Source organism: Mesorhizobium sp. LEGMi-168a (assembly GCF_058312955.1).
The window spans coordinates 1-25,391 of sequence record NZ_JBZEGV010000015.1 but is presented as its reverse complement, the minus strand read 5'-3'; the positions used below and the strand labels follow the sequence as shown (position 1 = coordinate 25,391).

Here is a 25,391-nt window from a genome sequence, read left to right as displayed (position 1 = left end):
CCCTTGAGGGGGAGATGTCGCCGAAGGCGACAGAGGGGGTCGCCGCGCGTAAATGCCGACCTCCATCTGGCGCGGAAGGTCGAGCCCAGTCGGACCGACCCCCTCTGACCGCTTCGCGGCCATTTCCCCCTCAAGGGGGGAGATTACCGGCGCCACACTCCGCCCGCGTGCCGCCACGATCTTTAAACCGGCGCCCCCGCGACCGATCCCCTCACTACCAGATCCACCGGCCAGACCTCGCCGCGCGCCCCCTCTTCCAGTCCCGATATCCGCGCGGCCAGCCGCTCGGCGACGCGCGCGCCGGCGAGCCGGATCGAGGAACGCGTCGTCGACAGCGGTACCGGAAAGTTCTCGGGCCGCAGCCAGGGAAAGACGTCGTCATGGGCGACCAGCGAGAGGTCGCCCGGGATGGTGAGGCCGAGATCGCGGACGGCGCGCACGACGCCGAGCGCCATGATGAGACTGGAGCAGACGATCGCCGTCGGCGCCTCGCTCTCTTCGAGCAGGCGGCGGGCGGCGCGATAGCCGTTTTCCTCGGTCATGGTCAGCGAGCAGATGTGACGCTCGCCAAGCGTAAGCCCGCTCGCGGCAAGCGCCCGGCGCATGCCGCGCTCGCGGTGGATGGCGAAGGTCTCGCGGTCGTCGCCGTTGATCAGCGCCAGTCGCCTGTGTCCGAGCTGGATGAGCAGCCGCGCCGCCTCGTGGAAGGCGCCCTCATTGTCGATATCGAGATAGGGGTAGTCGAAGTCGAAGCCTTCGCTGCGGCCGTGGACGATGAAGGGGATGCCCAGCGTGTTGACCAGCGCCAGGCGCCGGTCGGAGGGGCGCGGCGAGGAAATGTAGACGGCGTCGACCTGCCGGTTGGCGACGATGCGCCGATAGGTCGTCTCCTGGTCGTCGGCGTCGGCCGGCGACAGCACGAGGTCGAGCTCGTGCGAGCGGGCATAGTCGCCGAGGCCGGAAAGAAACTCGACGAAATGCGGGTCGATATCGACGGCAGTGCCGGTCGGCAGCACGTAGCCGATCATGCCCGACTTGCCGGTCGCCAGCCGCCGCGCGCTGGGATTGGGCCGATAGCCATGGCGCTTGGCGGCATCCATCACGCGGCGCCGCGTCTCCTCGTTGACCTCCGGGTAGCCGTTGAGCGCCCGGCTCACCGTGGTCTGGGAGAGCGACAGCATGTGCGACAGTTGCTTGAGGTTCATCGGAGGCCTCCGGCCTCAAAGCGCTTTAAATTTGAATCGATCCGATGATTGCTGGCGCCGTCGCCAGACAGAATGACCTTAGTGACGCCTCAAGGCAGTTTGAAGTGAAAATTGCTGCTGCAGCGCCAAAAAAGCATGCTGCAACGCACTTTTCGGCTGATCGAGCAGGAATTTAAATCGATTAGCACCGTAACCCTCTTGACTTCGGATCAATTCAATGGCGAGATCAAAAAAGCCAAAGCGCTTTGGAAGACTCTCCGAAAGGTTGCGGTTGCCTTCTCGCTGAGTCACAGTTCCGCGGGCGTCGGCGGACGGGATGGAGGTTTCGTCCGAACTGTTTTGACCACTGGGAGGAATTTGCGATGAAGAAGATGCTTCTCTTGGGCGCCGCTTTCGCCGCGCTCGCCTTTAGCCTGCCGGCGCAAGCCGAACTGAAGTTCAAGCCGGGCGAGGACCCGCGCTTCCACTGGGCGAACTATGACGAGCTCAAGAAAGTCGACCTCAAGGGCGAGACGCTGACCATCTTCGGGCCATGGCGCGGCGAGGACGAGGGCCTGGTGCGCACCGTTCTCGAATACTTCCAGGAAGCCACCGGCGCCGAGATCAAATACTCTTCGTCGGAGAATTACGAACAGCAGATCGTCATCGACACCCAGGCCGGCAGCCCGCCCAACATCGCCGTGCTGCCGCAGCCCGGCCTGATCCAGGACCTCGCTTCCAAGGGCCTGCTCACCCCGCTCGGCGACGACACCGCCAAATGGATCAAGGACAATTACGGCGCTGGCCAGTCCTGGGTCGACCTCGGCACCTTCAAGGACAAGGACGGCAAGCCCGGCTTCTTCGCCTTCCCCTATAAGGCCGACGTCAAGTCGCTGGTCTGGTATTCGCCGGACAATTTCGAGGAAGCCGGCTACAAGGTGCCGAAGACGCAGGAAGAGCTCGCCGACCTCGAAAAGAAGATCATCGCAGATGGCGGCAAGCCCTGGTGCATCGGGCTCGGCTCCGGCGGCGCCACCGGCTGGCCGGCGACCGACTGGGTCGAGGACATCATGCTCAGAACCCAGACGCCCGACGTCTACGACAAGTGGGTGAAGAACGAGATACCGTTCAACGACCCGGCCGTGGTCAACGCCATCGACATCTTCGGCAAGATCGCCACCGACGACAAGATGGTCGACGGCGGCGCCAAGGCGGTCGCGGCGACCGACTTCCGCGACAGCCCGAAGGGCCTCTTCTCGGTGCCGCCGAAGTGCTACATGCACAAGCAGGCTTCGTTCATCCCGACCTTCTTCCCGGAAGGCACCAAGATCGGCCAGGACGCCGACTTCTTCTACTATCCGCCCTATGCTTCCAAGCCCGATCTCGGCACGCCCGTGCTCGGCGCCGGCACGCTGGTGATGATCACCAAGGATTCCAAAGGCGCGCGGGCCTTCATCGACTTCCTGAAGATGCCGCTGGCGCATGAGATCTGGATGGCCCAGGGCGGCTTCGTGACGCCGTACAAGGCGGTGAACAAGGAAGCCTATGCCAGCGAGGCGCTGAAGAAGCAGGGCGACATCCTGGCCAACGCCTCGACGTTCCGCTTCGACGGCTCGGACCTGATGCCCGGCAAGATCGGCGCGGGTTCTTTCTGGACCGGCATGATCGACCTGGTCGGCGGCAAGTCCGCGCAGGACGTCGCCGCCGACATCCAGAAAAGCTGGGATGCCATCAAGTAAGCCGCTAGTGGCGGCAAGACAGACTTACTGATCCTCCTACTGGATCCGGGCCACGGCCCGGATCCGACCGGCGGCAATCGCCGGAAGCCTTCGCGTCTCGATTGTTCCGAATAATGCATGTCGCCCAAAAGTGCGTAGCGATTTTGGGGAGACGACATGCATCAAAACAAGGTCTTAAAGCGCGCTCAGAGCGAACCTTAAAATTCGCGACGCGCTTTAGGTAAGTCGGTGCATCCAATTGCCAGGCCCGCCTGGCAGGTCATGCGCAGGGAGAGGGACCCATGGCGGCTCAGATTTTCTCGGCCATATTCGTCATCATCATCGGCGTCGGCGGCTGCGTCGCCTATTTCTGGGGCGCCAACAAACTGCTCGACGTCGTCTTCCCATCGCGCGGCGTCTCCGGCACCACCGCCGTCGACAATCTGCGCCGGCAAGGGCTGGTGCGGCCATGGCTGTTCGTCGGTCCGGCGATGATCATCCTCACGATCTACCTGATCTATCCGGTCGTCGAGACGCTCAGGCTCTCCTTCCTCGATCGCGGCGGCGCGAGCTTCGTCGGGCTTGCCAACTACGAATGGGCGTTCGGCGACCGCGAGTTCCGCAACTCGATCCTCAACAATATCGTCTGGCTCGCGGTGGTGCCGGCGGCCTGCACCTTCCTCGGGCTGATCATCGCCGTGCTCACCGACAAGATCTGGTGGGGCACGATCGCCAAGAGCCTGATCTTCCTGCCGCTGGCCATCTCCTTCGTCGGCGCCAGCGTGATCTGGAAATTCATCTACGAGTATCGCGGCGAAGGCCAGGTCCAGATCGGCCTGCTCAACGCCATCATTCAGTCTTTCGGCGGCCAGCCGCAGGTGTGGATATCGCTGCCGTTCTGGAACAACTTCTTCCTGATGGTCATCCTGATCTGGATCCAGACCGGCTTTGCCATGGTGATCCTGTCGTCGGCGCTGCGCGGCATTCCGGAAGAGACGCTGGAAGCCGCGGTCATCGACGGCGCCAATCCGTTTCAGATCTTCTGGAAGATCATGGTGCCGCAGATCTGGGGCACCATCGCCGTGGTCTGGACCACCATCACCATACTGGTGCTGAAGGTGTTCGACATCGTGCTGACGATGACCAACGGCCAGTGGAACAGCCAGGTGCTCGCCAATCTGATGTTCGACTGGATGTTCCGCGGCGGCGGCGACTTCGGCCGCGGCGCGACGATTGCCATCATCATCATGATCGCCGTCATTCCGATCATGGTCTGGAACATCCGCCAGGCCAACAAAGAGACGGGAGGGCATTGAGATGACCGCCAAGACCGGAAAATCCTTCGCCAACCGCTTCGGCGTCCACATCGCCGTGCTCGTCTTCGTGGCGATCTGGACCGTGCCCACGCTCGGCATCCTCGTCTCGTCGCTGCGCGACAAGGACCAGATCATCGCCTCCGGCTGGTGGAATTCCTTCGCCAGTTCCAGCCAGACCGAGGCCGGGCGGCTGCCGGCAGCCTCCGCGCAGGTGCAGAAGGACGGCAAATACGTCATCGAGGGCAACATCTTCGGCGACGGCGCCAAGCGCGACATCAGCGCCTTCGGCGTCAAGTCGTCGGCGCCGACGCAATATCCCGCCGGCACGGCGGCCGATCTCGGCGACGGCGTCAGCCTGCTGGTCAACGCCGACGGCAGCTTTGCCCTGTCCTCGCCGAAAGCCTTCGAAGGCGAACGCGGCCAGCGCGTCTATTTTGCCTCCTCGGCGCCGCCGAAATTCACCACCGACAATTACCGGACGGTGCTGTTCTCGGAAGGCATCGGCCGCTCCTTCATGAACTCGCTGACGGTGACCATTCCCTCGACCGTCATCCCGATCCTGATCGCGGCCTTCGCGGCTTACGCGCTGGCCTGGATGCGCTTTCCCGGCCGGGCGCTCTTGATCGCCGTCATCATCGGCCTGCTCGTCGTGCCGCTGCAGATGTCGCTGATCCCGCTGCTGAAGCTCTATAACGGCGTCGGCAGCTTCTTCGGCGTGCCGTCCAAGACCTATCTCGGCATCTGGCTGGCGCATACCGGCTTCGGCCTGCCCTTCGCCATCTACCTGCTCAGGAGCTACATAGCCGGCCTGCCGCGCGAGATCATGGAATCGGCCCGCATCGACGGCGCCAGCGACTTCGAGATCTTCGTCAAGATCGTGCTGCCGCTGTCCTTCCCGGTGCTTGCGTCCTTTGCCATCTTCCAGTTCCTGTGGGTATGGAACGATCTCTTGGTGGCGATGGTTTTCCTCGGTACCGAGGCCGATCAGATCGTGCTGACGGCCAAGCTCAACGCGCTGCTCGGCTCGCGCGGCGGCGACTGGGAGATTCTCACGACATCGGCCTTCGTGACCATCATCGTGCCGCTGATCGTGTTCTTCTCGCTGCAGCGCTATTTCGTCCGCGGGCTGCTTGCCGGCTCGGTGAAAGGAGGTTGATAAAATGCAATCGGCGTTGAAGGCGACTTCGAGACCAGACCCCGCCGTCGACCGCGACTGGTGGCGGGGCGCGGTGATCTACCAGATCTATCCGCGTTCCTATCAGGACTCGAACGGCGACGGCATCGGCGACCTGAAAGGCATTGTGCGGCGGCTGCCCTACATCGCCTCGCTCGGCGTCGACGCAATCTGGATCTCGCCCTTCTTCAAATCGCCGATGAAGGATTTCGGCTACGACGTGTCGGATTACTGCGATGTCGATCCGATGTTCGGCACGCTCGCCGATTTCGATGCGCTGGTGGCGGAAGCGCATCGCCTCGGCCTCAAGGTGATGATCGACGAGGTGCTGTCGCACACCGCCGACATCCACCCCTGGTTCAAGGAAAGCCGCTCCAGCCGGACCAATCCGAAAGCCGACTGGTATGTGTGGGCGGACGCCAAGCCCGACGGCACGCCGCCCAACAACTGGCTGTCGATCTTCGGCGGCTCGGCCTGGCAGTGGGACACCAGCCGCCAGCAATATTACATGCACAATTTCCTGGCCGAGCAGCCCGACCTCAACTTCCACAACGCAGAAGTCCAGGACGCGCTGCTCGACATCACCCGCTTCTGGCTGGAGCGCGGCGTCGACGGCTTCCGCCTCGATACCATCAATTTCTACTTCCACAGCCAGGGGCTGGAGGACAATCCGCCGCTGCCGCCGGAAGAGCGCAACGACCAGACGGCCCCGTCCGTCAACCCCTACAACTACCAGGACCATATCTACGACAAGAGCCGGCCGGAAAACCTCGGCTTCCTGGAGCGTTTCCGCGCGCTGCTCGACGAATATCCGGCGCAGGCCGCCGTCGGCGAGGTCGGCGACTCGCAGCGCGGGCTGGAAGTGGTGGCCGCCTACACCGCCGACGGCAAGCGCGTGCATATGTGCTATTCCTTCGACTTCCTGGCGCCGGAAAAGATCAGCGCCGCCAAGGTGCGGACGGTGCTGGAGGCGTTCGGCCGGGTCGCCAGCGACGGCTGGTCCTGCTGGGCCTTCTCCAACCATGACGTGATGCGGGTGGCCTCACGCTGGGCCGCCAACGAGGCCGACTCGACCGCTTACCTCAAGGTGATCTCGGCGCTGCTGATGTCGCTGCGCGGCTCGGTCTGCATCTATCAGGGCGAAGAGCTCGGCCTGGGCGAGGCGGAACTCAAATTCGAGGACTTGCAGGACCCCTACGGCATCCGTTTCTGGCCGGAATTCAAGGGCCGCGACGGCTGCCGCACGCCGATGGTGTGGGAAGCGGCGGCCCAGAATGGCGGTTTCTCGAGCGCCAAGCCCTGGCTGCCGGTGCCGGGCAAGCATCTTTCGCAGGCGGTGAACGTACAGCAGGGCGATCCGAGCTCGCTGCTCGAGCACTACCGGCGCTTCCTCGCCTTCCGCCGCCAGCATCCGGCGATGGGCAAGGGCGACATCGACTTCATCGAGAGCGGCGGCGACACCGTCGCCTTCACGCGACGCGAAGGCAACGAGCGCATCGCCTGCGTCTTCAACCTCGGCGGCAAGCCAGCAGAGGTCGATCTCGGCAAAGCCTCGCTGCAGCCCTTGCCGGGGCATGGCTTTTCGGGACAAGCTGGCACCGGTCCCATCCGCCTCGGCGGCTATGGCGCGTGGTTCGGGCGTATCGACTGAGTCTTGGAACGGACAATCATTGGGAGGACGAAAACATGGCCGATGTCACGCTGAACCAGGTGAAGAAATCATACGGCAACCTCAACATTCTCCACGGCATCGACCTGGACATCAAATCGGGCGAGTTCATCGTCTTCGTCGGGCCGTCGGGCTGCGGCAAGTCGACCTTGCTGAGGTCGATCGCCGGCCTCGAGGAGATCACGTCCGGCATGCTCCAGATCGACGGCGAGGTGGTGAACGACGTGCCGCCGTCGAAGCGGGGCATCGCCATGGTGTTCCAGTCCTATGCGCTCTACCCGCATATGACGGTCTACGACAACATGGCCTTCTCGATGAAGATCGGCAAGGAAAGCAAGGCCGAGATCGACAAGCGCGTGCGCCAGGCAGCCGAAATCCTGCAGCTCACCAAATATCTCGACCGTCTGCCCAAGGCTATGTCGGGCGGCCAGCGCCAGCGCGTCGCCATCGGCCGCGCCATCGTGCGCAATCCGAAGGTGTTCCTGTTCGACGAACCGCTGTCGAACCTCGACGCGGCGCTGCGCGTCGCCACCCGTATCGAGATCGCCAAGCTCAAGGAATCGATGCCGAACACGACGATGATCTACGTCACGCACGACCAGGTCGAGGCGATGACGCTGGCGGACCGCATCGTGGTGCTGAAGGAAGGCGTCGTCGAGCAGGTCGGCACGCCGATGGAGCTCTACAAGCGGCCAGGCAACCTGTTCGTCGCCCAGTTCATCGGCTCGCCGGCGATGAATATATTGCCGGCAAAGATTGAGAAGGCGGGCAACCCGACCGTGGTCAGCCATGTCGGCGACCGCAAGGCCACCGTGCCGATCGCGACGCCCGCCTCGGCGAACGGCGCGGCGGTGAGCTTCGGCGTGCGGCCTGAGGATCTCGCGATCGCCACCGGGCAGGATTACCTGTTCGAAGGCAAGGTCGACTATATCGAGCAGCTCGGCGAGGTGCAGCTCGTCTATGTCGATATCGGCCGCGCCGACCTGCCGCTGGTGGCCAAGCTGCCGGGCAATGTCGAGGTCAAGCGCGGCGAGACCTTGCGGCTGAACGCCAGCGCCGGCGACCTGCATATCTTCGACGCGGATGGCCACTCCTTCACGCTGCATCGCGAAGAGGCGAAGGCGGCTTGAGGTCTTCCTCGTTCCCTCGGGAGCTACCCGGCAAAACAAAAGAGCGGCGGGCCTGGCCCGCCGCTCTTTTTCATTCAACTGTTTGCGGGTGTTAGCGGCCGAACAGGTTGCGGTCGCTCCCCTGCGGGGCCGACTTGTGCGCGTCGTTGGACGAGTTCAACAGCTTGTAGACCGGCGAGTCGGTGCCGGTCGACGAGGTGCGCGTCGTGTCGACCGCGGCAGCCGGCTGGTTGGCGCCATTGGAGCCATAGTTGTCGCTGGCCGCGAAAGCGGTGCTGGAAAGGGCCAAGACGGCCGCGGTGGCAAGAACGATCTTCTTCATTTTCAATACTCCTGAATTCTTGGAGGCGGCGGGCGAGCCCGCCGTCCGTCTCCTGTCGACCATGCCCCTCATCGGATCATGGCCGCTGTTCGGCAATTAGTTGTTGCCGAAGAGGTTGCGGTCAGCGCCCTGGGCGGGCTTCTGGGCAGCCGGTTCCGACTTCTGGGTCGAAGCCGTATAGGACGTGTCGACCGCGGCGGCCGGCTGATTGGCGCCGTTGGAACCGTAGTTGTCGCTAGCAGCGAAGGCGCTGCCGGAAATGGCCAGAACGGCGGCGGCAGTAAGAACAATCTTTTTCATTTTTGGCACTCCAGTATCTTTTTTCCGTCCGTCTAGCGGCGTGTCTTGGGAATGAAATCGCGTCGTTCGGACAGGCCCGATGTGGGTAAGCCGGCTGCCGGATTCCAATCACGAAGTTGTTCCGGCTGGACCATGAATCCACACCTTGAAATTGTACCATCCGTTCCTACGATCGGATTTTTCCTAATCGAAATCAGTTGGTTACGTCATTCCGTCGTTTGGCTCACCAAACGTATCCGACTGCCAATGTTCACCCGTCCTGCACGCACCGTCAACAGAAACGAACCGTTCGGTTCGATTTTAGAATCTCCTAATAGTCACTTTTCGATACCGTTAACCATTTCGAGGCTGATCGGGAGCCGAATCGGGGGCATCGCCAGCAGCGATCCGAACCGGCTGCGAAGAGGAAGTCGTGCTCTCCTGTGACCGCAATTCCGGCCGGAAAACCGCTGAATTGCTTTTCGCTAGCGCACCGTGCCAGCATCAAAGACGATCGCTATCACCGTCCCCCGTAAAACCACTGCTGTCCCAATCTCGATATGGTTGCCAAGAACCTCGCAGCGGCGGCCTTGGCAAGCACCTTCTCTATGATCGCGTGCTTCGGCGGCCGTCGACTGCAAAGTATGCCGGCTGCCTACGGCAAGTGCCGCCACTTCGTCATGCGGTCGCTAAGATCAAGTATGTCGCCGTCGATCGTGAAACTGCCGTCACCACGATGGTGCAGTGTGCGGCGCTCCGCTCGGGCTTCTTCGATCCAGACCCGCTTCGCTTCGAGGATGAAGAGATTGTAGATGTCGACAAGGCTGGTGTTGGCTACCCGGCACTCGATATTGGCAAGGCAATCATCAATCAGTGGGGCTTTCACATCACTTGCCAGGCGCTGGTTCAGCCCGAAGCGCTGAAACTTGTCAACGGAATCGCCCGAACAATTGCCGATGTCGACGACTGTCTCGGCCAAATCGATTGTTGGTATCGCGATCACGCATTCCCCGGTTTCTCGCAGCGCTTCATAGCTGTGATCCCAGGGGCCAATAACGCAGCCGATCAGCGGCGGCGCATGCTGGATGATCATGTGGAAACCCATGGTCATCACATTCGGCTTCCCCTCGTGCCTTGTTGTTACGAGCACAATCGGACCCGGTTCGAGGAGGCGATAGACCTGAGACGCAGGTATCTCATTCATCTTGAATTCCTTTTGAGGATAGCCTCTCCGTCACGTGACGGAGAGGCGGAAGGTCTTTGATCTCAATTACCAGCCCTGTTCGACGGGCAGGACGAAAAGCTCAGCGACGTTCACATGCGAGGGCGCCTGGGCGGCAAAAACGATTGTGTCACCGATGTCCGAGCTCTGAAGGAACGTCATCTGCTCGGCCAGATCGTCCATCTGCTGGCGGTAACCAGCATCGGTGATGTGGTCGTAAAGTTCGGTCGCAACCGCCCCTGGCTGGATGCAGGTGACGCGGATGTTGTGCTTCTGGCCGACTTCCATGCGCAGGCCGTCGGAGAACGCAGTGACCGCGTGCTTTGTCGCGCAATAGATCGACAGGCCCTTGAAGACCTTGCGGCCGGCAATCGAGGACATGTTGAAGATATGGCCCGAATGCTGCTTGACCATCCGCGGCAGGACGGCGGCGGTGACGTTCAGCAGGCCCTTCACGTTCACATCGACCATGCGATGCCATTCGCCGGTCTTGAGCTGATCAAGGTCAGAGAGTGGCATCAGCCCTGCATTGTTGACGAGAATGTCGATGGAGCCGTAGGTGTCGGCCAGCTTCTTCACACCGGCTTCGACGGAAGCGGCATCGACCACATCCATCTCGATCACCAAGGCCTCACCGCCCTTGGAGGCGATTTCGCTCTTGAGAGCTTCGAGCCTGTCCGTTCGCCGCGCGGCGATACCGACCTTGGCGCCGGCCGCGGCAAGCTTTAAGGCAGTGGCGGCGCCAATGCCGCTTGATGCACCCGTGACCAGGGCAACTTTTCCAGTAATGGTAGTCATAGTTCAACTCCTTGTTATGGACGCTCCGGCTGAAATCGGAGGTCGCGTGGACAAGGAGGAAATTAGGCGGAGATGCCGGCGGCTTCGCGCGGTGACCTGCGCCAACTGTCGGGATCTTGCTTTATTCTGGCGGCGGACAAAAAACTCATTCGCGGCGATAGGCGCGGGGCGAAAGGCCTGTTTCGCGGCGAAAGATTTGAGCGAAATGGCTAGGGCTGGAGTAGCCGACGGCCATCGCCACTTGAATGACGCTGCTATCCGTCTCCTGCAACAACTGCTGGGCCTTGGCCACACGCTGACGAATGAACTGGTGAGATGGCGAAAGTCCCGTGGCCTTTTTGAACAGGCGGCTAAAGTGAAACTCGCTCATGCCAACATCTCGCGCCACCAGGGCCAGTTCGAACGGCTCCTGCAGATGCGCCTCCATGAAGGCAATTGCCCGGCGCAATTTTGCACCTGGAAGAGCGTTTTGTTGGTGCTGTTCCTCTGCCCCCGAGGCGTAGTGCCGGATCAAATGAACGGCGAGGCTTTGTGCCAAGCCCTGAACGAAAAGCGCGCTACCTGCTCCCTCCGCGATGAGCTCGCGGTGAACGAGGGCCAGCAGATGGGACAGTTGTTCATCCCGACCACCAGAGATGTCGCGCAGGCCCACCGTGGCTTTGCCCGATAGTTCTTGCACCACTCGTTCAAACAGCGGAACCGAGAGATAGAGATGCATCACCTGAAACGGTTCATCACCCTTGGCATGCCAGCGCAATTCATACGGTGTCGCGGACCTCGTTAAAAAAAAGTCACCGATGGCCACCCGGTTCGCTATCCACTCTCCACCTAGCTCGCGTTCCTCAACAACCGCCGCCCCAGATATCACCCAAACGATCAACGGTTCGGCCACGGCTGGCACCAGAAATGGCTCCTGCTTGCGCAGACGCGAGAAGACCTGCACGAACATGTCCGTCCAGGCGGGGCCGTCGCCGCTGATCAGCGTGCGGCCTGCAATGTAGTTCTGGAGGCCCAGCGGGGATGTGCGATCGGGAGGAGAAACAGGCTTTTGGTCGTGTTCGAAAGCCATCTCGCCAGCTTCTCGCTAGGGCCCGTCGCGATTTTTGGGAGACAGTAGTCGCGCTCTCTTTGTCCTCGCGATACCCGTTACATCTGACATGAGTGACAGCAATCAGCAAGCGCGCTAAGCCCAATGCTGCCTCCAGGTTATTCCAAGCATGGCCGCCGGTCATGACACGGCAGCGCAGATGATCGATCCTTCAGTCGCGCGAGTGCACCAGCACGCAGCCTGCATCGCGGACAACCTGCTGAAAGCTCAGACCCCGTAGCGCTCGGTGCGGATGAGTCCTGCCGGAACGCCGGCGTCGATCAGCGCCTCGGTGGCGGCCGACACGAACGCGTTCGAGCCGCAGACATAGGCGAGCCTGGGCGCCTTCGGCAGCCGCTCCATGGCTTGCCCCATCATATGGGCATCGACGCGCCGGGAATAGTCGGCCGGGCGCCGGGCCTGCTCGCGCGTCAGCGTGAGCACCAGATCGAAGCCGTCGCGGCGGTCGTCGAGGCCGATCAACTCGTCGCGGAAGATCACCTCGTCCCAGACCCTGGCCGAAAACACCAGCGCGATCGGCGCGGCCGATTTTTGCAAGGTGCGGTGGCGCACCATCGCCATCAGCGGCACCACGCCGGAGCCGCCGCCGACCAGAAGGATCGGCCCGCCGTCGCTCGCCTCCCAGATGAAGTGGCCGCCAAGCGGTCCGCGCAATTCGATCTCGTCGCCCACCTCCGCCACATCGTGGAAGAACGGCGAAACCTCGCCATCGTCGAGCCGCTCGATCGCCAGCTCGATGCCTGCGCCTGCCTCCGGCGCGGAGGCGATGGAATAGGACCGGCGCGCCTGATAGCCATCCGGCGCCGTCAGCCTGATGTCGACATGCTGCCCCGCCAGATGGACGAATGGCCGCGACGGCTGGAACCAGAAACTGGTGACGCGCGGCGTGCGCTTTTCGATGCGGGCGATCGTGACCGCCTGCCACGGCGACTGCGGCTGCGGTTCCGCGCTCATGAGTCGCCCCTCACGGATCGCCTCTCATGGATCGCTTGAATAGCGCTGCTCGCGCCAAGGATCGCCATACATGTGATAGCCGCGCAGTTCCCAGAAGCCCGGCTCGTCGCGCTCGGTGAATTGCAGCCCATTCACCCATTTGGCCGACTTCCAGAAATAGAGATGTGGCACCAAGAGCCGCGCCGGCCCGCCATGGTCGGGAATGATCGGCTTGCCCTCGTAAAGCAACGCCACCATCGCCTTGCCGGTGACAAGGTCGTCGGTCGGCACATTGGTGGAATAGCCGTCGAAGGACAGCGCCAGCGTGAAAGCGGTCGGCGGCTCGATGCCCGCGTCGGCGAGGATGTCGTCGACCATCACGCCTTGCCAGGGCGTGTTGAACTTGGTCCAGGCCGTCACGCAATGGATGTCGCGGGTCATCTTGCTCTGCGGCAGGGCGTTGAACTCGGCCCAGTTCCATTTCCTGATCGGACGCGGCCCGTGCTTGAGCGTGAACGACCAGTCCTCGGTGCGCACGCGCGGCGTCGGCCCTGCCGAGAGCACCGGAAAACCCTGTTCCAGATATTGCCCCGGCGGGATGCGCGCATCGGTGTCCGAGGGAGGACGTCGTCCGGAAAAGAAGCCGCGGGTAACCATCGAGACACCACTCGCAATTGGTTTGATCGATCCCGGCACTGTTCTCGAAGACGCCCCGGCGGGCAACAGGAATCTTGGCGGAGGCCCTGCCGCCTGGAGCGGTTCCGCTTTGATAGGATTGCTGATCCGCTCCAGGTTTCTTTCCAGCGCAATTCCGGACGGAAAACCGCGACGCACTTTTCCTGGAATTGCCCCCTGCCGGCAGGGCCTTATCGGTTCAGCCGGCGGCGAAAGGCACGGCGACGAAGATCTGCGCGTCGCCGCGATCGACCAGCAGCAGCACCGACTTCTTGCCGGACTTGCCGGCCTCGGCGATCGCCTGGTTCGCCTGCCTGGCGCTTTTTACCGGCGTGCGGTCGACGGCGACGATGACATCGCCCGGCTCGATGCCGGCCGACGAAGCCGCCTTGTCCGGGTTGACGCGTTCGACCACGGCGCCGCGCTGGTTGTCGGTGAGGTTCAGCTGCTGGCGGATGTCGGGCGTGATGTCGGTCAGGCCAAGACCAAGCGACGGCACGCGCAAGCCCTGCTCGGTGGACGGCTTGCCCTCCTCGCCATTGGAGGCGGTCTGCGCGTCTTCGGTGTTGCGGCCGACATCGGCGGAGATCTGCATGGCCTTGCCGTTGCGCCAGACAGTCAGCGTCTCCTTGGCGCCTGGCGAGACGTCGGCGACGGCGCGCGACAGGTCCTTCGGATCCTTGATTTCCTGGCCACCGAAGCCGGTGATGACATCGCCGGTCTCGATGCCGGCCTTGGCCGCCGGCGACCCATCGGTGACCTGGGCGACCAGCGCGCCGCCCGGATGATCAAGGCCGATGGCGCTCGCGACATCCTGCGTGACAGGCTGGATCTGCACGCCGAGATAGCCGTATTCGATATCGCCGCCCTTCATCAGCTTGGCCACGACCTTCTCGGCCTGGTTCGACGGGATGGCGAAGCCGACGCCGACGCTGCCGCCATTGGGCGAAAAGATCGCGGTGTCGATGCCGACAACATTGCCGCTGACGTCAACCAGCGGACCGCCGGAATTGCCGTGATTGATCGGCGCGTCGATCTGGATGAAATCGTCGAACGGCCCGCTGTGCAAATCACGGCCGCGCGCCGAGACGATGCCGGCGGTGACCGTGGTGCCGATGCCGAACGGATTGCCGATCGCCAGCACCTGGTCGCCGGTCATCAGTCTGTCGGAATCGCCCCATTTCACGGTCGGCAGCGGCTTGCTCGCCTTGATCTTGAGCACCGCCAGATCGTTCTTGGCGTCGTGGCCGACGAGCTTGGCGGGGAGTTCGGTGCCGTCGTCGAGCGTCACCTTGATCGAGGTCGCGCCGTCGACGACGTGGTTGTTGGTGACGATGGTGCCATCCGCGCCGACGATGAAGCCGGAGCCCAACGCCTCCTGCCGCGGCGATTGCTGCTGCGGCGGCGTCTTGGGCATCGGTATGCCCTGATCGCCGAAGAACTGCTGGAAATACTGGTCGAAGGGCGAATTGCCGTCGAAGGGCGAGCCGTCGCCCGTCGGACCGGCCTGCGCCTTCATGACGGTCGTGACCGTCACGACAGCCGGCTTGGCGGTGGCGACAACCGGCGCGAATGAGCCGTTCGGGGCGGTAATGCCGGCGACCGGCGTCTGTGTCGTCGCGACCACGTTGCTCAGGCCGGCATTGCCGGCGTTCTGGGCAAAGGAGACGACAACGGGAGAGATGATCAGCGCAGCGCCCAGCAGGGCCGCGACGCGATGTCTGCGAAGAATGCTTAATTGTGACATGGTCGTTCTGTCCGGGCGAGAGTTGATCCGGCGCCGCGGGGCGGTTCGTGGAGCACGCACCCGTCGGCGTGTCGACGACCGGGATTGCCTGTCTCGCCGTGCAGGGCAGCCGGCCGAATCGACAGCCAGGCATCTAGGGTGCGGAATGGCCCGAATTAGGGTTTTGAGGCGACCTTACAAAGATTTAATTCAGAGAGCGCTCACGAAGCGCTCTCTGCGGCGCAGATAGGCGGAGGCGATCTCACGCATGCGCTGGCCGTTGAAACTCGGGCCGTGGCCGCCATGGCCGATGCGTATCGGCAGGTCGAGCAGCCGCTGCATGGTGCGGCAATAGGCAGCACGGTCCGAATCCGGCAGATCGTCGATCAGCATGCCGTCATAGATGGCGTCGCCGGCGAAGAACAGACCGTCGGCCTCGTCGAAAAGCGCCATCGAATCCGGCGAATGCCCGGGCAGATGCAGCACGCGGAATTTTCGGTCGCCGAGATCGACGACATCGCCCTCGTCGAGCGAGCGGGTCAGCGGCGCCGACGGAATCCAGTAGTCGGCCGCCTTCCAGTCGGGCGCCGGCAATTTGGACACGGCGCCATCGAGATTGTGGAACATGTAGGCGTAGGTGACCGCATCATCCATGCTGTCAAACTGCGCCGCGCTGATCCCAGGCCCCATGCGCAACGGGAACTCATGCAGCGAGCCGACATGGTCGAGATGGATATGGGTGGCGACGACGATCAGCGGCTTGCCCGCCGGCGTGTCGATCTCGGGCGCCAGCGGACAGATGCCCATGCCGGTGTCGACCAGAAGATCGGCGTCGCGGCCCTTCAAATGCCAGATGTTGGCGCGCACGAAATCATGCACGAAGGGCTCGGTCAGCATCGTCGTCCCGGCATCGACAATGGCCTTGCCGAACCAGTCGCCCACCGCAAGCTCGCCCATCAGACGAAGGGCTTTCCGACCTTGTATTTTTCCGGCACCAGCCGCTTCAGATAGGCCATACCGGCCTCCGACAGCTGATTGACGTCCGGCTTCATGAAATCGTCCGGCATATGACGCGTCTTTCCGGCGACCGCCTTCAGCGGCACCTTCTTCAGCACGGTCTTCGTCCCATCAAATTGCAGCGCCACCGAGCCGCCGCCTTCCTCGGCAACGGCAACCGCGAAGGCGCCGGCGTCGAAGGCTTCCTTGGCGTCGACGGCGCTGATGGCGCCGACATAGCCGCGCGGCATGTAGCCGAGTGCGTCCACCCGCGCGCGCTTGCCCGGCAGGCCTTCGGCGAGAGCTCGTTCTAGCGCCGCCGGCAAATCGCTGCCCGACAATTTGACGTTGCCGTGCTGGTCGCGCTCGAGCCTTTCCGGCGGCACTAGGCTCTCGACCAGCGCCTTGCCGTCGGCCGTGCTGACACCTTCGGAGACGGCGACGATGCAGCGCTTGTGGCGGTCGAGCGTCTTGCGCACATCGTCGATGAAGCGTTCGGCGGAGAAGGCCCGCTCCGGCACATAGACCAGATGCGGGCCGCTGTCGGGATCGAGCTGCCAGGCCGCCGCGGCGGCGGTCAGGAAGCCGGCATGCCGACCCATGACGATGCCGACATAGATGCCGGGCAGCGCGCGAAAATCGAGATCGACGGAGAGGAAGGCGCCGGCGACGAACTCGGCCGCCGAAATGAAGCCGGGCGTATGGTCGTTCTCCTCGAGGTCGTTGTCGATGGTCTTCGGCGCGTGCACGAAGGCCATCGTGCCGCCGGCGGCGTCGGTCAGGATCTGCTGGGTGCCAGAGGTGTCGTTGCCGCCGATATAGATGAAGGCATCGGCGCCGGCTTTCTTCAAACCGTTGAGAATGACCTCGCAATAAGCGGCGTCAGGCTTGTCGCGGGTCGAGCCGAGGGCCGCGCTCGGCGTGCCGGCGATCAGCCGCAGCCGGTCCTCAGGGATGGCGGAGAGGTCGACATAGTTGCCGTCGCGAATGCCGCGCACGCCATGGATCGAGCCCAGCACCTTGGCGCCGGGATGGCGCTTGCGGATCTCCAGCGTGGCGCCGACGACCGTCTGGTTGATGACGGCGGTCGGGCCGCCGCCCTGCGCGATGACGAAAGTTCCGGCCATGATTTTTCTCTCCCGAGGCGAAGGTTTTCAGGGCACCTTCGCCTGTCTTGCGGCATCGCGCAACGGAAGAAACTCACGCGTGCCGTGCAAAAGTGCGCAGCGGTTTTGGCATAACGGCCCGCATCAGAAGAAGGTAGGCGGCGCGGATCAGACGACGACGACCGGGTTCTTCTTCGAGACGCGGTTGTAGAGGTCGATGATATCCTGGTTGATCAGCCGCACGCAGCCCGACGACATCGCCTGACCGATGCTCCACCATTCCGGGGAGCCGTGGATGCGGTAACCGGTGTCCTTGCCGTTCTGGTAGATGTAGAGCGCGCGGGCGCCGAGCGGATTGGTGAGGCCGCCGGGCTGGCCGCCCTGCCATTTCACCAGTTCCGGCTTGCGCTGGATCATTTCCGGCGGCGGCGTCCAGACCGGCCATTCGCGGCCATACTGGATGTTGGCGCGGCCCGACCAGCGGAAACCGTCCTTGCCGATGCCGACGCCATAGCGGATGGCGTCGCCGCCCGGCTGGACCAGATAGAGCATGCGTTCCTTGAGATGGACGACGATGGTGCCGGGCGCCTCGCCGGTCTTGTCGACCACGATCTGGCGGCGGAATTCGGGCTTGACCTTCTGCCAGGGCACGGCCGGCACCTGGAAGCCGCCATCGGTGAGGGAAGCATACATCACGTCCGGGCCGGTGATGTTCTTGTCGACGCTGATCGCCGGGCGCATCGGGTGGACGGAACCAGTCACCGTATCGTCGAGCTGCAATTGCGGCAGATCGAGCGTCTCGGTGGTGCTGCAGCCGGCCATGCCGAGCAGCGCCATGGCGCCCATGCCCGAAAGCATGGCGCGGCGGGAAATTTCGGTTTCGACGGTTTCGCCGTTCGAAGGCGGCGTCAGACTTTGCGGCAACTCGCGCATACACCAAACCCTACGCTGTCGGCGGGAAGCACGGTCCGGCCGAATGGAGGGCATTTTCGCCAGTCATGGTTGAAAAAGCGTGAAAGGCCAAAGTCCGGACTTAACCCTAACAGCCCGTTACTTCGCTGAAGGAAGACGCCAGGCCGGCGCCGAAGATTTTCTCGATCGCCCTCTTTACAATCGCGACGACCCCAGGATTTATCCTGTTCTTTGCGCTCAAGGAGTAGGAAATGTCCTTCGAAAACTGGGCTGCCTTTGCCGCCGCCTCCGCTATCCTTCTCGTCATCCCGGGTCCGACGATCCTCTTGGTCGTCTCCTATGCGCTGGGCCAGGGCTGGCGCACGGCGCTGCCGATGGCGGTCGGCGTCGCGCTCGGCGACTTCACCGCCATGACGCTGTCGATGCTGGGCATCGGCGCGCTGCTTGCGGCCTCGGCCACCGTGTTCACCATCCTTAAGGTGATCGGCGCCGGCTATCTGGTCTATCTCGGCATAAAGCTGTTCCGCGCCGGGGGCGCGCTGAAGGCCGAACCCCGCACCGATGCGGTGTCGGCGGCAAGGATGATGGCGCATGCCTGGCTGGTGACCGCGCTCAACCCGAAGAGCATCACCTTCTTCGTCGCCTTCCTGCCGCAGTTCCTCGACCGGCACGCCGATTTCTGGACGCAGATGCTTATCTTCGAGGCGACCTTCCTGGCGCTCGCCTTCAGCAATGCGTTCGGCTACGCGCTGGTCGCATCCAGGGCACGCGCGATCGTGCGCAACCCGAAGGCGATCCGCATCTTCAACCGCACCGGCGGGACCTTGCTGGTCGGCGCCGGCATCGCCACGGTGGCGATGCGCTCGGGGAATTGACGCGGGTTCAAGATGGGTTGAGATTCAGGTCAGGCCGAGCCGAAAATGGCGAATTTCGAGAACCGGAGCGGAGCGGACTTTCAGGTCCGTGAGCACCGGAAGCGCAGAAAACCGCCATTTGCAGGCCGGCTTCACCTGAATATCAGCCCAGCTTGGCTCACCATTTCACACTGAGCCCCAGATTGGCTTCCAGCACGCGGCGCTTGTCGCCGCCGAGATTGGTGGTGTAGTCGCCGGTGGCGAAGACGCTGACCTTGTCCGTCACCTTGGCGACCACGCCGCCGCCGAATTCGAAGGAGGTCGACTTGCCCTCGGTCGAGATGTCGGTGCCTTCGAAATCGACGTGGTCGGTGCCGCCGAAACCGTGCCAGAGATTGGCCTTGAGATAAGGCTGCAGCGCCATGCCGTTCATGACCGTCTCGCCCTGAAGCCTGAGACCGATCCTGCCGGTGACATCATCGTTGGGGTCGAAGGAGACCGATGAGAACCTGTCCTCGGCGTCGTCGAGCGACAGATGCTGCCACACCAGTTGCGCCTGCGGCTCCAGCGTCCAGCCCTGGGCGAGCGCGATCGGATAGCCGCCTTCCAGCGATGCGGTGATGCCGGTTCCGCCGACATCGATGCCGATGCCGCGGGACGAGCTGGCCGAGCCGCCGAAGAAGGTCGCCATCAGCACGCCATCCAGGTACCAGCCGGCCTTGCCGATGCGGGTCCAGTAGCCGCCGACGCTGGTGCCGCTGACGTCGAGGCTGCCGACGGCGAGATCGTTCTGGCCGAGCGCCTGACCGCGCAAATCGCCATTCATGCTGCCATAGGCGATGAACAGGCCGGCGCGGTCGACAGAACCCGAACTGGTTTCGCGGCCCAAGATATCGAAGCCGGCCTGCAGGCCGAACAGCGTGCCGTCGAAGGAGGGCGAGACCGTTCCCGACCAGTCCATCTTGGCGTCCTGGCCGAAGATGCGGCCCCAAACGGGCGACAGCTCCGTGTCCGACAATAGACTCTGCTCGCCGCGCCGCTCGTGGAAGGTGCCGAGCGTCGCCATCGTCAGGTGCTCGGCGACCGGCGGCAGCGCCGAATAGACCGGCACTTCCACGCGGTAGAGCAGGATTTGCTGACCCGCCGCCGGCGTCGGGAGATCGGGCACGGCGGTCGGCACCGGCGGTGGCGGTGGCGGCGGATCAGCCGGCGGCGCCTCGGGCGGGGCCGGCGGCGCCTCGGGCTCCGGATCGCTCGCCTGCACCGGAGGCGTCGGATCGACCGGCGGGTTGTTGATGTCACCCTCGGTCGGCACCGGCACCGGCGGCAGGTCGGACGGTGGCGGCGGCGGTTCTGTCTCAGGCGGCACGGGCTCGAGCGCGGGCGTGGGTTCGGACACGGACGGAGCCGCGGCCGGAGATGTCGGCGTGACCAGCGTCGAGCGCAGGTACCAGTTCTCCGCGCTGCCGGCGCTGACGCCGCCCTTGAACAGATAATATTCGAAGGCGCCGGCCGCGACCGGCGCGTCGAGGGCGAAGGCGCTGGCGCTGGATGTGGCGCCGTTGATCGCCTGCACGACCATGATGCCGTCGGCCGTTGTCTGGGCGCCGGCGCCACCGGCATTGACCACGGCGATGCCGGTCGAGCCGGATGCCGTGCCGCCCGACAGCACCAGCCTGTCGGAAGCGGAAGAATCGTCGCCAAGTTCGGTCTGCAGAAGCAGCAGGCCGCCCATGCCGACATAATTGCCGGAAATCGTCAGCCGGTCGGTGGCGCCGGTGCTGCCGTTGGTCAGGTCGATGCGGCCGGCATTGATGACCGACGCCAGTTGGCCCGCGGTGAAGGCCTGGATGGAAGCGTTGAAGCCGCCGCCATAGAGCGTGCTTGCCTGGTCGACATTGAGCGTGCCGGTGCCTGAGTCGCCCAACACGAGGTTGCCGTCCAGCGTCAGTTCCGTGTCGTTGGTGGCGTTGATCGTTTCCCAGTTCTGGACCCTGGCGATGCCATCCAGCTTGACGTTGTCGAAGGTGAGCGTATCGGTGCCGAGGCCGCCATTCAGCGCGTCGGCGCCGCCGAGATTGGCCTTGGTGAGGTTGCTGAGCTTGGCGCTGTCGTTGTCGGCGCCGAGATCGACGCTGCCATAGATGATGCCACCGCCGTCCCAGACGAAATTGTCGGAGCCGAAGCTCATCAATACGTCGCCGCCGATCGTGCCGCCGGTGACCGTCACACTGTCGTCGCCGCCGCTGACGCTGATGTTGCCGCCGATGGTGCCGCCGGAGAGGATGATGGTGTCCTTGTCGAAGCCGGTGACGAGGTTGCGGTCGATGATGCCGCCCGACATGTTGAAGTAGTTCTGGTCGAGCTTCATGTTGACGCGGCCGATGCGGCCGTCGGTCATCACGGCATGGTCGCCATCGTCGAAGAAGTCGACGATGCGGCCGCCGCTCATGGTGAAGGTATCGAGCCCATCGCCCTGGTTGAGCGAGCCGATCTGGCCGCCGCTCATGTTGAAATCGTCGATGCCCGCGCCCTGTTGGACGTTGCCGGCGACGGTGCCGGCGCCAATGGTGAAGAAGTCGGTGCCGGCGCCCTGGTCGACCGTGCCGGTGATGGTGCCGGACTGCATGTTGATGCGGTCCGTGCCGGCGCCGAAGCTGACGTTACCGCTGATCTGGCCGGTGCCGCCGGAGGGGAAGGTCAGCGTGTTGTCGCCGCCCGTGTCGGTAAGGCTGCCGCCGGAATCGCCGCTGTCGCAGATAAAAGTGTCGTTGCCGGCGGTAGGAGCAAATATGCATGCGGCAAAAGCTTCGGAACCGGGCAGCAATGTGAGTGATGTCGAGGCGAGAAGGCCGATCACCCAAGGATGATCCAAGCCTCTTATCTGTCTATCAGAATTTGCTGATATATCCTTACCTTCCGAGAACAGTCCCGGAAGAGAATTTCCAAAGCGCCGCATCGCGTCCTCGCAATTCGCGATTTAAGCCGCCCCGCCCGCGCCGCAATCAAGCCATAATTCGTCTCGTTTTTCAAAGCCTATTCTGCGCCCTATGGTTGATAAACTGCAATCTCGGCGAAATACACTCGAGTATTGATTGGTCCAGGACGCCGTTGGCGCGTTCCTTAGCGATGCTTTAGGATTGGGGCTCCGAACAAAAATCGCGATCATCGAAGGGTATTCAATGGCGCTGACGGACGCATTTGGCCTGGCTTATTCAGGCGCGACCGAGGCGGGGTTTTCGTCCTACGGCCGGGCCGTCCGTGAGCTGCAGTGCTTCATCGGCGATCCGGTCGCCTCAATCGAACGCGCCATCGCCGACGATCCCGGCTTCGTGATGGCGCATGTTTTCAAAGGCTATCTGTTTGGCCTCGCCACCGAGCGCGAGGCAATGGCGGTCGCGCAAGCATGTCATGCGGCGGCGCTGCCGCTTGCCGGCACAACGCGCGAACAGGCGCATGTCGCGGCGCTTGGCCATCTCGCCAATGGACGCTGGCATGAGGCCGCCCGCATCCTCGAGGATATCGCGATCGACAATCCGCTCGACGGGCTTGCACTGCAGGTGGGACACCAGATCGACTTCTTCACCGGCAACGCCCGTATGCTGCGCGACCGCATCGGCCGGGCGCTGCCGGCTTGGCAAATGGGCATGCCGGGCTATCACGCCATCCTCGGCATGCAGGCCTTCGGCCTGGAGGAAATGGGCGACTATGCCCGCGCCGAATCCTTCGGCCGGCAGGCGATCGAGATCGAGCCGCGCGACGGCTGGGCGCAGCACGCGGTGGCGCATGTCATGGAAATGCAGAGCCGACAAAGGGACGGCATCGCCTGGATGCGCGCCAACCCGCAGGCGTGGACCAAGGACAGCTTCCTCAAGATCCATAATTGGTGGCATCTGGCGCTGTTCCACTATGACCTCGGCGAGACGGACGAGGTGCTCAAGCTCTATGACGGGCCGATCTATGGCGACCGCTCGACGCTGGCGCTCAACATGGTCGATGCCTCGGCGATCCTGTGGCGTCTCCATCTCGGCGGCGCCGATGTCGGCGACCGCTGGGCAGCACTTGCCGCGAACTGGGTGCCGAAGGCTGCCGCCGGCAATTACGCCTTCAACGACGCGCATGCGATGATGGCCTTTGTCGGCGCGGGGCTGGAGGCGCCTGCGCGGACCTTGCTCGAGGCGCAGCGCGAGGCGACGCATGGCAGCGACGACAACGCCGCCTTCACGCGCGACGTCGGCCAGCCGCTGACCTTGGCTATCAAGGCATTCGGCGAGGGCAACTATGACGAAGCGGTGCGCCTGATCCGACCGATCCGGTCGATTGCGCACCGTTTTGGCGGCAGCCACGCCCAGCGCGACGTGATCGACCTGACGCTGATCGAGGCCGCGCTGCGTGCCGGTGACAGTGCACTGGCGCGGGCGTTGACCGCCGAGCGCCAACTGGCGCGGCCGGACAGCCCGCTGTCGGCGCTGTTCTCACGACGCGCGGCCGATTTGTCAGAGAATTGACCCGAGGCGGATCTTGTCATAAGAACTGGCCAAGCCAGATTTTTTCGAGATCCGAAAAAATTAATGGCAGTGGGAGGAAATCATGTATCTCGGCCTCGACCTGGGCACGTCAGGCGTCAAGGCGCTGCTGATCGATGATCGCCAGAAGGTCATCGGCTCCGGCCATGGCTCGCTCGATGTCTCGCGCCCGCATCCAGGCTGGTCCGAGCAGGAGCCCGCGCATTGGATCGAGGCCTGCGAGACGGCGATTGCCGAGCTCAAGGTTTCCCATCCGAAGGAACTCGCGGCGGTCAAGGGCATCGGCCTTTCCGGCCAGATGCATGGCGCCACCCTGCTCGATGCCGATGACAAGGTGCTGCGCCCCTGCATCCTGTGGAACGACACGCGCAGCCATGTCGAGGCCGCGGCGCTCGACGCCGACCCGCGTTTCCGCAAGCTCACCGGCAACATCGTCTTCCCGGGCTTCACCGCACCGAAGCTTGTGTGGGTGAAGAACAACGAGCCGGCAATCTTCGCCAAGGTGGCCAGGGTGCTTCTGCCCAAGGATTTCTTGCGGCTCTGGCTGACCGGCGAGCATATTTCGGAAATGTCGGACTCGGCCGGCACATCCTGGCTCGACGTCGGCAAGCGGCGCTGGTCCCCCGAACTGCTCGCGGCAACATCGCTCGACGAAAGACAGATGCCGTCGCTCACCGAAGGCACGGCGAAGGCTGGCGCCTTGCGCGGCGAGCTCGCTTCGAAATGGGGCATTGCGGCCGGCATCCCGGTTGCCGGCGGCGCCGGCGACAATGCGGCCTCGGCCTGCGGCATGGGCACGGTCGGCGCCGGCCACGCTTTCGTCTCGCTCGGTACGTCGGGGGTGCTCTTCGCGGCCAATGCGTCCTACCTGCCCAATCCGGAAAGCGCTGTGCACACCTTCTGCCATGCGCTGCCCAACACCTGGCACCAGATGGGCGTCATCCTGTCGGCCACCGATTCGCTCAACTGGCTGTCGGAGATCACCGGCAAAAGCGCCGGCGACCTGACCGGCGAGCTCGGCGAGACGCTCAAGGCGCCGACGGGCGTCACCTTCCTGCCTTATCTTTCCGGCGAGCGCACGCCGCACAACGACTCCGCCATCCGCGGCTCGTTCACCGGCCTGGCGCATCAATCGAGCCGCGCCGTATTGACCCAGGCCGTGCTCGAGGGCGTTGCCTTCGCCTTCCGCGACAGTCTCGAGGCGCTGAAGACGGCCGGCACGACGCTGGCAAGGGTGACCGCGATCGGCGGCGGCTCGCGCTCCCGCTACTGGCTGAAGGCGATCGCCACGGCGCTGCAGGTGCCGGTCGACATTCCGGCCGACGGCGATTTCGGCGCCGCCTTCGGCGCGGCGCGACTCGGCCTGATCGCCGCGACAGGCGCCGATCCGCTTGCCGTCTGCAGCGCGCCGGCAACCGACGCGACGATCGAACCGGATGCCGGCTTAGGCGGCGCCTTTGCGGATGCCTATCAGCATTACCGCGCGCTCTATCCGGCGATCAGGGCTGTAACCGCGTGAGCGGGCGCGAGGCACCCCCCTCTGCCCTGCCGGGCATCTCCCCCTCAAGGGGGGAGATTGGCAGCTTGGGCGCCTCGCTCATTCCTGCCACGTTGGAGATTAGCGAAGGCCGGCGCGACACCCGATCTCCCCCCGCAAGGGCAGGGCAATCGCATATGGCGGCGCCAGCCCCCCACACTGGCCGCGGCGCGGCCACCACTCCCCCAAGTTCATGGGGGAGAGGA

General features: G+C 63.8%; 22 protein-coding genes. 9 read left to right on the top strand and 13 right to left on the bottom strand.

All coding sequences use genetic code 11. From position 1 onward, the window contains the following. Window positions 1-182 precede the first annotated feature (182 nt). A complete protein-coding gene (locus AC4FWB_RS19650; protein WP_491027921.1) occupies window positions 183-1,205 on the bottom strand; it encodes a LacI family DNA-binding transcriptional regulator in 1,023 nt (340 codons plus the stop codon). Between the two features lie 111 nt (window positions 1,206-1,316). Here AC4FWB_RS19650 and AC4FWB_RS19645 point away from each other — a divergent pair, with 111 nt between their 5' ends. The 6 genes from AC4FWB_RS19645 (at window position 1,317) to AC4FWB_RS19620 (ending at window position 8,191) form a co-directional block, all read left to right on the top strand. Continuing rightward, window positions 1,317-1,571, top strand: a complete 255-nt coding sequence (locus AC4FWB_RS19645; protein WP_491027920.1) for a hypothetical protein — start codon at window positions 1,317-1,319, stop codon at window positions 1,569-1,571. Further along, window positions 1,568-2,923 carry an ABC transporter substrate-binding protein gene (locus AC4FWB_RS19640; protein ID WP_491027919.1) on the top strand — a complete coding sequence of 452 codons (1,356 nt, stop codon included), beginning with the start codon at window positions 1,568-1,570 and terminating at the stop codon, window positions 2,921-2,923. The genes AC4FWB_RS19645 and AC4FWB_RS19640 overlap by 4 nt, the downstream gene beginning before the upstream one ends. A 281-nt stretch (window positions 2,924-3,204) precedes the next feature. Beyond that, on the top strand, window positions 3,205-4,218 hold the full coding sequence (locus tag AC4FWB_RS19635; protein WP_491027918.1) for a carbohydrate ABC transporter permease: 1,014 nt from the start codon (window positions 3,205-3,207) through the stop codon (window positions 4,216-4,218). A gap of 1 nt (window position 4,219) precedes the next feature. Next, complete coding sequence (locus tag AC4FWB_RS19630) at window positions 4,220-5,374, top strand: carbohydrate ABC transporter permease (RefSeq protein ID WP_491027917.1); 1,155 nt, start codon at window positions 4,220-4,222, stop codon at window positions 5,372-5,374. Between the two features lie 4 nt (window positions 5,375-5,378). Beyond that, window positions 5,379-7,043 (top strand): beta-galactosidase BglA, encoded by a 1,665-nt coding sequence (gene bglA, locus AC4FWB_RS19625; protein ID WP_491027916.1) that lies wholly within the window; start codon window positions 5,379-5,381, stop codon window positions 7,041-7,043. 35 nt (window positions 7,044-7,078) lie between these two features. Beyond that, window positions 7,079-8,191, top strand: a complete 1,113-nt coding sequence (locus tag AC4FWB_RS19620) for an ABC transporter ATP-binding protein (protein WP_491027915.1) — start codon at window positions 7,079-7,081, stop codon at window positions 8,189-8,191. A gap of 91 nt (window positions 8,192-8,282) precedes the next feature. Here AC4FWB_RS19620 and AC4FWB_RS19615 read toward each other — a convergent pair whose 3' ends face one another. The 11 genes from AC4FWB_RS19615 to AC4FWB_RS19565 all read right to left on the bottom strand — a co-directional run bounded on the left by AC4FWB_RS19615 (window position 8,283) and on the right by AC4FWB_RS19565 (window position 18,289). After that, window positions 8,283-8,513 carry a DUF680 domain-containing protein gene (locus tag AC4FWB_RS19615; RefSeq protein ID WP_491027914.1) on the bottom strand — a complete coding sequence of 77 codons (231 nt, stop codon included), beginning with the start codon at window positions 8,511-8,513 and terminating at the stop codon, window positions 8,283-8,285. Between the two features lie 96 nt (window positions 8,514-8,609). Beyond that, complete coding sequence (locus tag AC4FWB_RS19610; protein WP_491027913.1) at window positions 8,610-8,813, bottom strand: DUF680 domain-containing protein; 204 nt, start codon at window positions 8,811-8,813, stop codon at window positions 8,610-8,612. A gap of 634 nt (window positions 8,814-9,447) precedes the next feature. After that, window positions 9,448-9,996, bottom strand: a complete 549-nt coding sequence (locus AC4FWB_RS19605; protein ID WP_491027912.1) for a flavin reductase family protein — start codon at window positions 9,994-9,996, stop codon at window positions 9,448-9,450. Window positions 9,997-10,062: 66 nt separating this feature from the next. After that, entirely contained in the window at window positions 10,063-10,812 is a 750-nt protein-coding gene (locus AC4FWB_RS19600; protein WP_491027911.1) for an SDR family oxidoreductase, read from the bottom strand. A 145-nt stretch (window positions 10,813-10,957) separates the two neighbouring features. Next, window positions 10,958-11,881 (bottom strand): helix-turn-helix domain-containing protein, encoded by a 924-nt coding sequence (locus AC4FWB_RS19595; protein ID WP_491027910.1) that lies wholly within the window; start codon window positions 11,879-11,881, stop codon window positions 10,958-10,960. Between the two features lie 246 nt (window positions 11,882-12,127). Further along, window positions 12,128-12,874: a ferredoxin reductase gene (locus AC4FWB_RS19590; protein ID WP_491027909.1), complete on the bottom strand. Its 747-nt coding sequence runs from the start codon at window positions 12,872-12,874 to the stop codon at window positions 12,128-12,130. A gap of 24 nt (window positions 12,875-12,898) precedes the next feature. Beyond that, on the bottom strand, window positions 12,899-13,510 hold the full coding sequence (locus AC4FWB_RS19585) for a molybdopterin-dependent oxidoreductase (RefSeq protein WP_491027908.1): 612 nt from the start codon (window positions 13,508-13,510) through the stop codon (window positions 12,899-12,901). Window positions 13,511-13,727: 217 nt separating this feature from the next. Further along, on the bottom strand, window positions 13,728-15,275 hold the full coding sequence (locus AC4FWB_RS19580; protein ID WP_491027907.1) for a DegQ family serine endoprotease: 1,548 nt from the start codon (window positions 15,273-15,275) through the stop codon (window positions 13,728-13,730). A gap of 189 nt (window positions 15,276-15,464) precedes the next feature. Continuing rightward, window positions 15,465-16,211: an MBL fold metallo-hydrolase gene (locus tag AC4FWB_RS19575; protein ID WP_491027906.1), complete on the bottom strand. Its 747-nt coding sequence runs from the start codon at window positions 16,209-16,211 to the stop codon at window positions 15,465-15,467. After that, window positions 16,211-17,377, bottom strand: coding sequence for a diphosphate--fructose-6-phosphate 1-phosphotransferase (locus tag AC4FWB_RS19570; RefSeq protein WP_491027905.1), 1,167 nt, complete (start codon window positions 17,375-17,377; stop codon window positions 16,211-16,213). The genes AC4FWB_RS19575 and AC4FWB_RS19570 overlap by 1 nt, the downstream gene beginning before the upstream one ends. Before the next feature lie 147 nt (window positions 17,378-17,524). Continuing rightward, the gene (locus AC4FWB_RS19565) at window positions 17,525-18,289 is read right to left on the bottom strand and encodes a L,D-transpeptidase (protein ID WP_491027904.1); all 765 of its coding nucleotides are present in this window, start codon (window positions 18,287-18,289) and stop codon (window positions 17,525-17,527) included. A 230-nt stretch (window positions 18,290-18,519) separates the two neighbouring features. Between AC4FWB_RS19565 and AC4FWB_RS19560 the strand changes: the two genes are divergently transcribed. After that, the gene (locus AC4FWB_RS19560) at window positions 18,520-19,143 is read left to right on the top strand and encodes a LysE family translocator (RefSeq protein ID WP_491027903.1); all 624 of its coding nucleotides are present in this window, start codon (window positions 18,520-18,522) and stop codon (window positions 19,141-19,143) included. Window positions 19,144-19,300: 157 nt separating this feature from the next. Here the strand turns inward: AC4FWB_RS19560 and AC4FWB_RS19555 are convergent, their stop codons facing one another. Next, window positions 19,301-22,081, bottom strand: coding sequence for an autotransporter family protein (locus tag AC4FWB_RS19555; protein ID WP_491027902.1), 2,781 nt, complete (start codon window positions 22,079-22,081; stop codon window positions 19,301-19,303). A gap of 223 nt (window positions 22,082-22,304) precedes the next feature. Between AC4FWB_RS19555 and AC4FWB_RS19550 the strand changes: the two genes are divergently transcribed. Both AC4FWB_RS19550 and xylB read left to right on the top strand, forming a co-directional pair. Then, window positions 22,305-23,630 (top strand): tetratricopeptide repeat protein, encoded by a 1,326-nt coding sequence (locus tag AC4FWB_RS19550; protein ID WP_491027901.1) that lies wholly within the window; start codon window positions 22,305-22,307, stop codon window positions 23,628-23,630. Between the two features lie 82 nt (window positions 23,631-23,712). After that, on the top strand, window positions 23,713-25,167 hold the full coding sequence (xylB, locus tag AC4FWB_RS19545) for a xylulokinase (RefSeq protein ID WP_491027900.1): 1,455 nt from the start codon (window positions 23,713-23,715) through the stop codon (window positions 25,165-25,167). The last annotated feature ends 224 nt before the right edge of the window (window positions 25,168-25,391 follow it).

What these genes read in the sequence shown, in the direction of transcription:
- AC4FWB_RS19555 (WP_491027902.1), bottom strand. Translation starts at nt 22,081, where the DNA reads ATGCGGCGCTTTGGAAATTCTCTTCCGGGACTGTTCTCGGAAGGTAAG.
- AC4FWB_RS19560 (WP_491027903.1), top strand. Translation starts at nt 18,520, where the DNA reads ATGTCCTTCGAAAACTGGGCTGCCTTTGCCGCCGCCTCCGCTATCCTT.
- AC4FWB_RS19550 (WP_491027901.1), top strand. Translation starts at nt 22,305, where the DNA reads ATGGCGCTGACGGACGCATTTGGCCTGGCTTATTCAGGCGCGACCGAG.
- AC4FWB_RS19650 (WP_491027921.1), bottom strand. Translation starts at nt 1,205, where the DNA reads ATGAACCTCAAGCAACTGTCGCACATGCTGTCGCTCTCCCAGACCACG.
- AC4FWB_RS19620 (WP_491027915.1), top strand. Translation starts at nt 7,079, where the DNA reads ATGGCCGATGTCACGCTGAACCAGGTGAAGAAATCATACGGCAACCTC.
- AC4FWB_RS19610 (WP_491027913.1), bottom strand. Translation starts at nt 8,813, where the DNA reads ATGAAAAAGATTGTTCTTACTGCCGCCGCCGTTCTGGCCATTTCCGGC.
- AC4FWB_RS19630 (WP_491027917.1), top strand. Translation starts at nt 4,220, where the DNA reads ATGACCGCCAAGACCGGAAAATCCTTCGCCAACCGCTTCGGCGTCCAC.
- AC4FWB_RS19595 (WP_491027910.1), bottom strand. Translation starts at nt 11,881, where the DNA reads ATGGCTTTCGAACACGACCAAAAGCCTGTTTCTCCTCCCGATCGCACA.
- AC4FWB_RS19605 (WP_491027912.1), bottom strand. Translation starts at nt 9,996, where the DNA reads ATGAATGAGATACCTGCGTCTCAGGTCTATCGCCTCCTCGAACCGGGT.
- AC4FWB_RS19565 (WP_491027904.1), bottom strand. Translation starts at nt 18,289, where the DNA reads ATGCGCGAGTTGCCGCAAAGTCTGACGCCGCCTTCGAACGGCGAAACC.
- AC4FWB_RS19635 (WP_491027918.1), top strand. Translation starts at nt 3,205, where the DNA reads ATGGCGGCTCAGATTTTCTCGGCCATATTCGTCATCATCATCGGCGTC.
- AC4FWB_RS19615 (WP_491027914.1), bottom strand. Translation starts at nt 8,513, where the DNA reads ATGAAGAAGATCGTTCTTGCCACCGCGGCCGTCTTGGCCCTTTCCAGC.
- AC4FWB_RS19575 (WP_491027906.1), bottom strand. Translation starts at nt 16,211, where the DNA reads ATGGGCGAGCTTGCGGTGGGCGACTGGTTCGGCAAGGCCATTGTCGAT.
- xylB (WP_491027900.1), top strand. Translation starts at nt 23,713, where the DNA reads ATGTATCTCGGCCTCGACCTGGGCACGTCAGGCGTCAAGGCGCTGCTG.
- AC4FWB_RS19570 (WP_491027905.1), bottom strand. Translation starts at nt 17,377, where the DNA reads ATGGCCGGAACTTTCGTCATCGCGCAGGGCGGCGGCCCGACCGCCGTC.
- bglA (WP_491027916.1), top strand. Translation starts at nt 5,379, where the DNA reads ATGCAATCGGCGTTGAAGGCGACTTCGAGACCAGACCCCGCCGTCGAC.
- AC4FWB_RS19585 (WP_491027908.1), bottom strand. Translation starts at nt 13,510, where the DNA reads ATGGTTACCCGCGGCTTCTTTTCCGGACGACGTCCTCCCTCGGACACC.
- AC4FWB_RS19580 (WP_491027907.1), bottom strand. Translation starts at nt 15,275, where the DNA reads ATGTCACAATTAAGCATTCTTCGCAGACATCGCGTCGCGGCCCTGCTG.
- AC4FWB_RS19600 (WP_491027911.1), bottom strand. Translation starts at nt 10,812, where the DNA reads ATGACTACCATTACTGGAAAAGTTGCCCTGGTCACGGGTGCATCAAGC.
- AC4FWB_RS19590 (WP_491027909.1), bottom strand. Translation starts at nt 12,874, where the DNA reads ATGAGCGCGGAACCGCAGCCGCAGTCGCCGTGGCAGGCGGTCACGATC.
- AC4FWB_RS19640 (WP_491027919.1), top strand. Translation starts at nt 1,568, where the DNA reads ATGAAGAAGATGCTTCTCTTGGGCGCCGCTTTCGCCGCGCTCGCCTTT.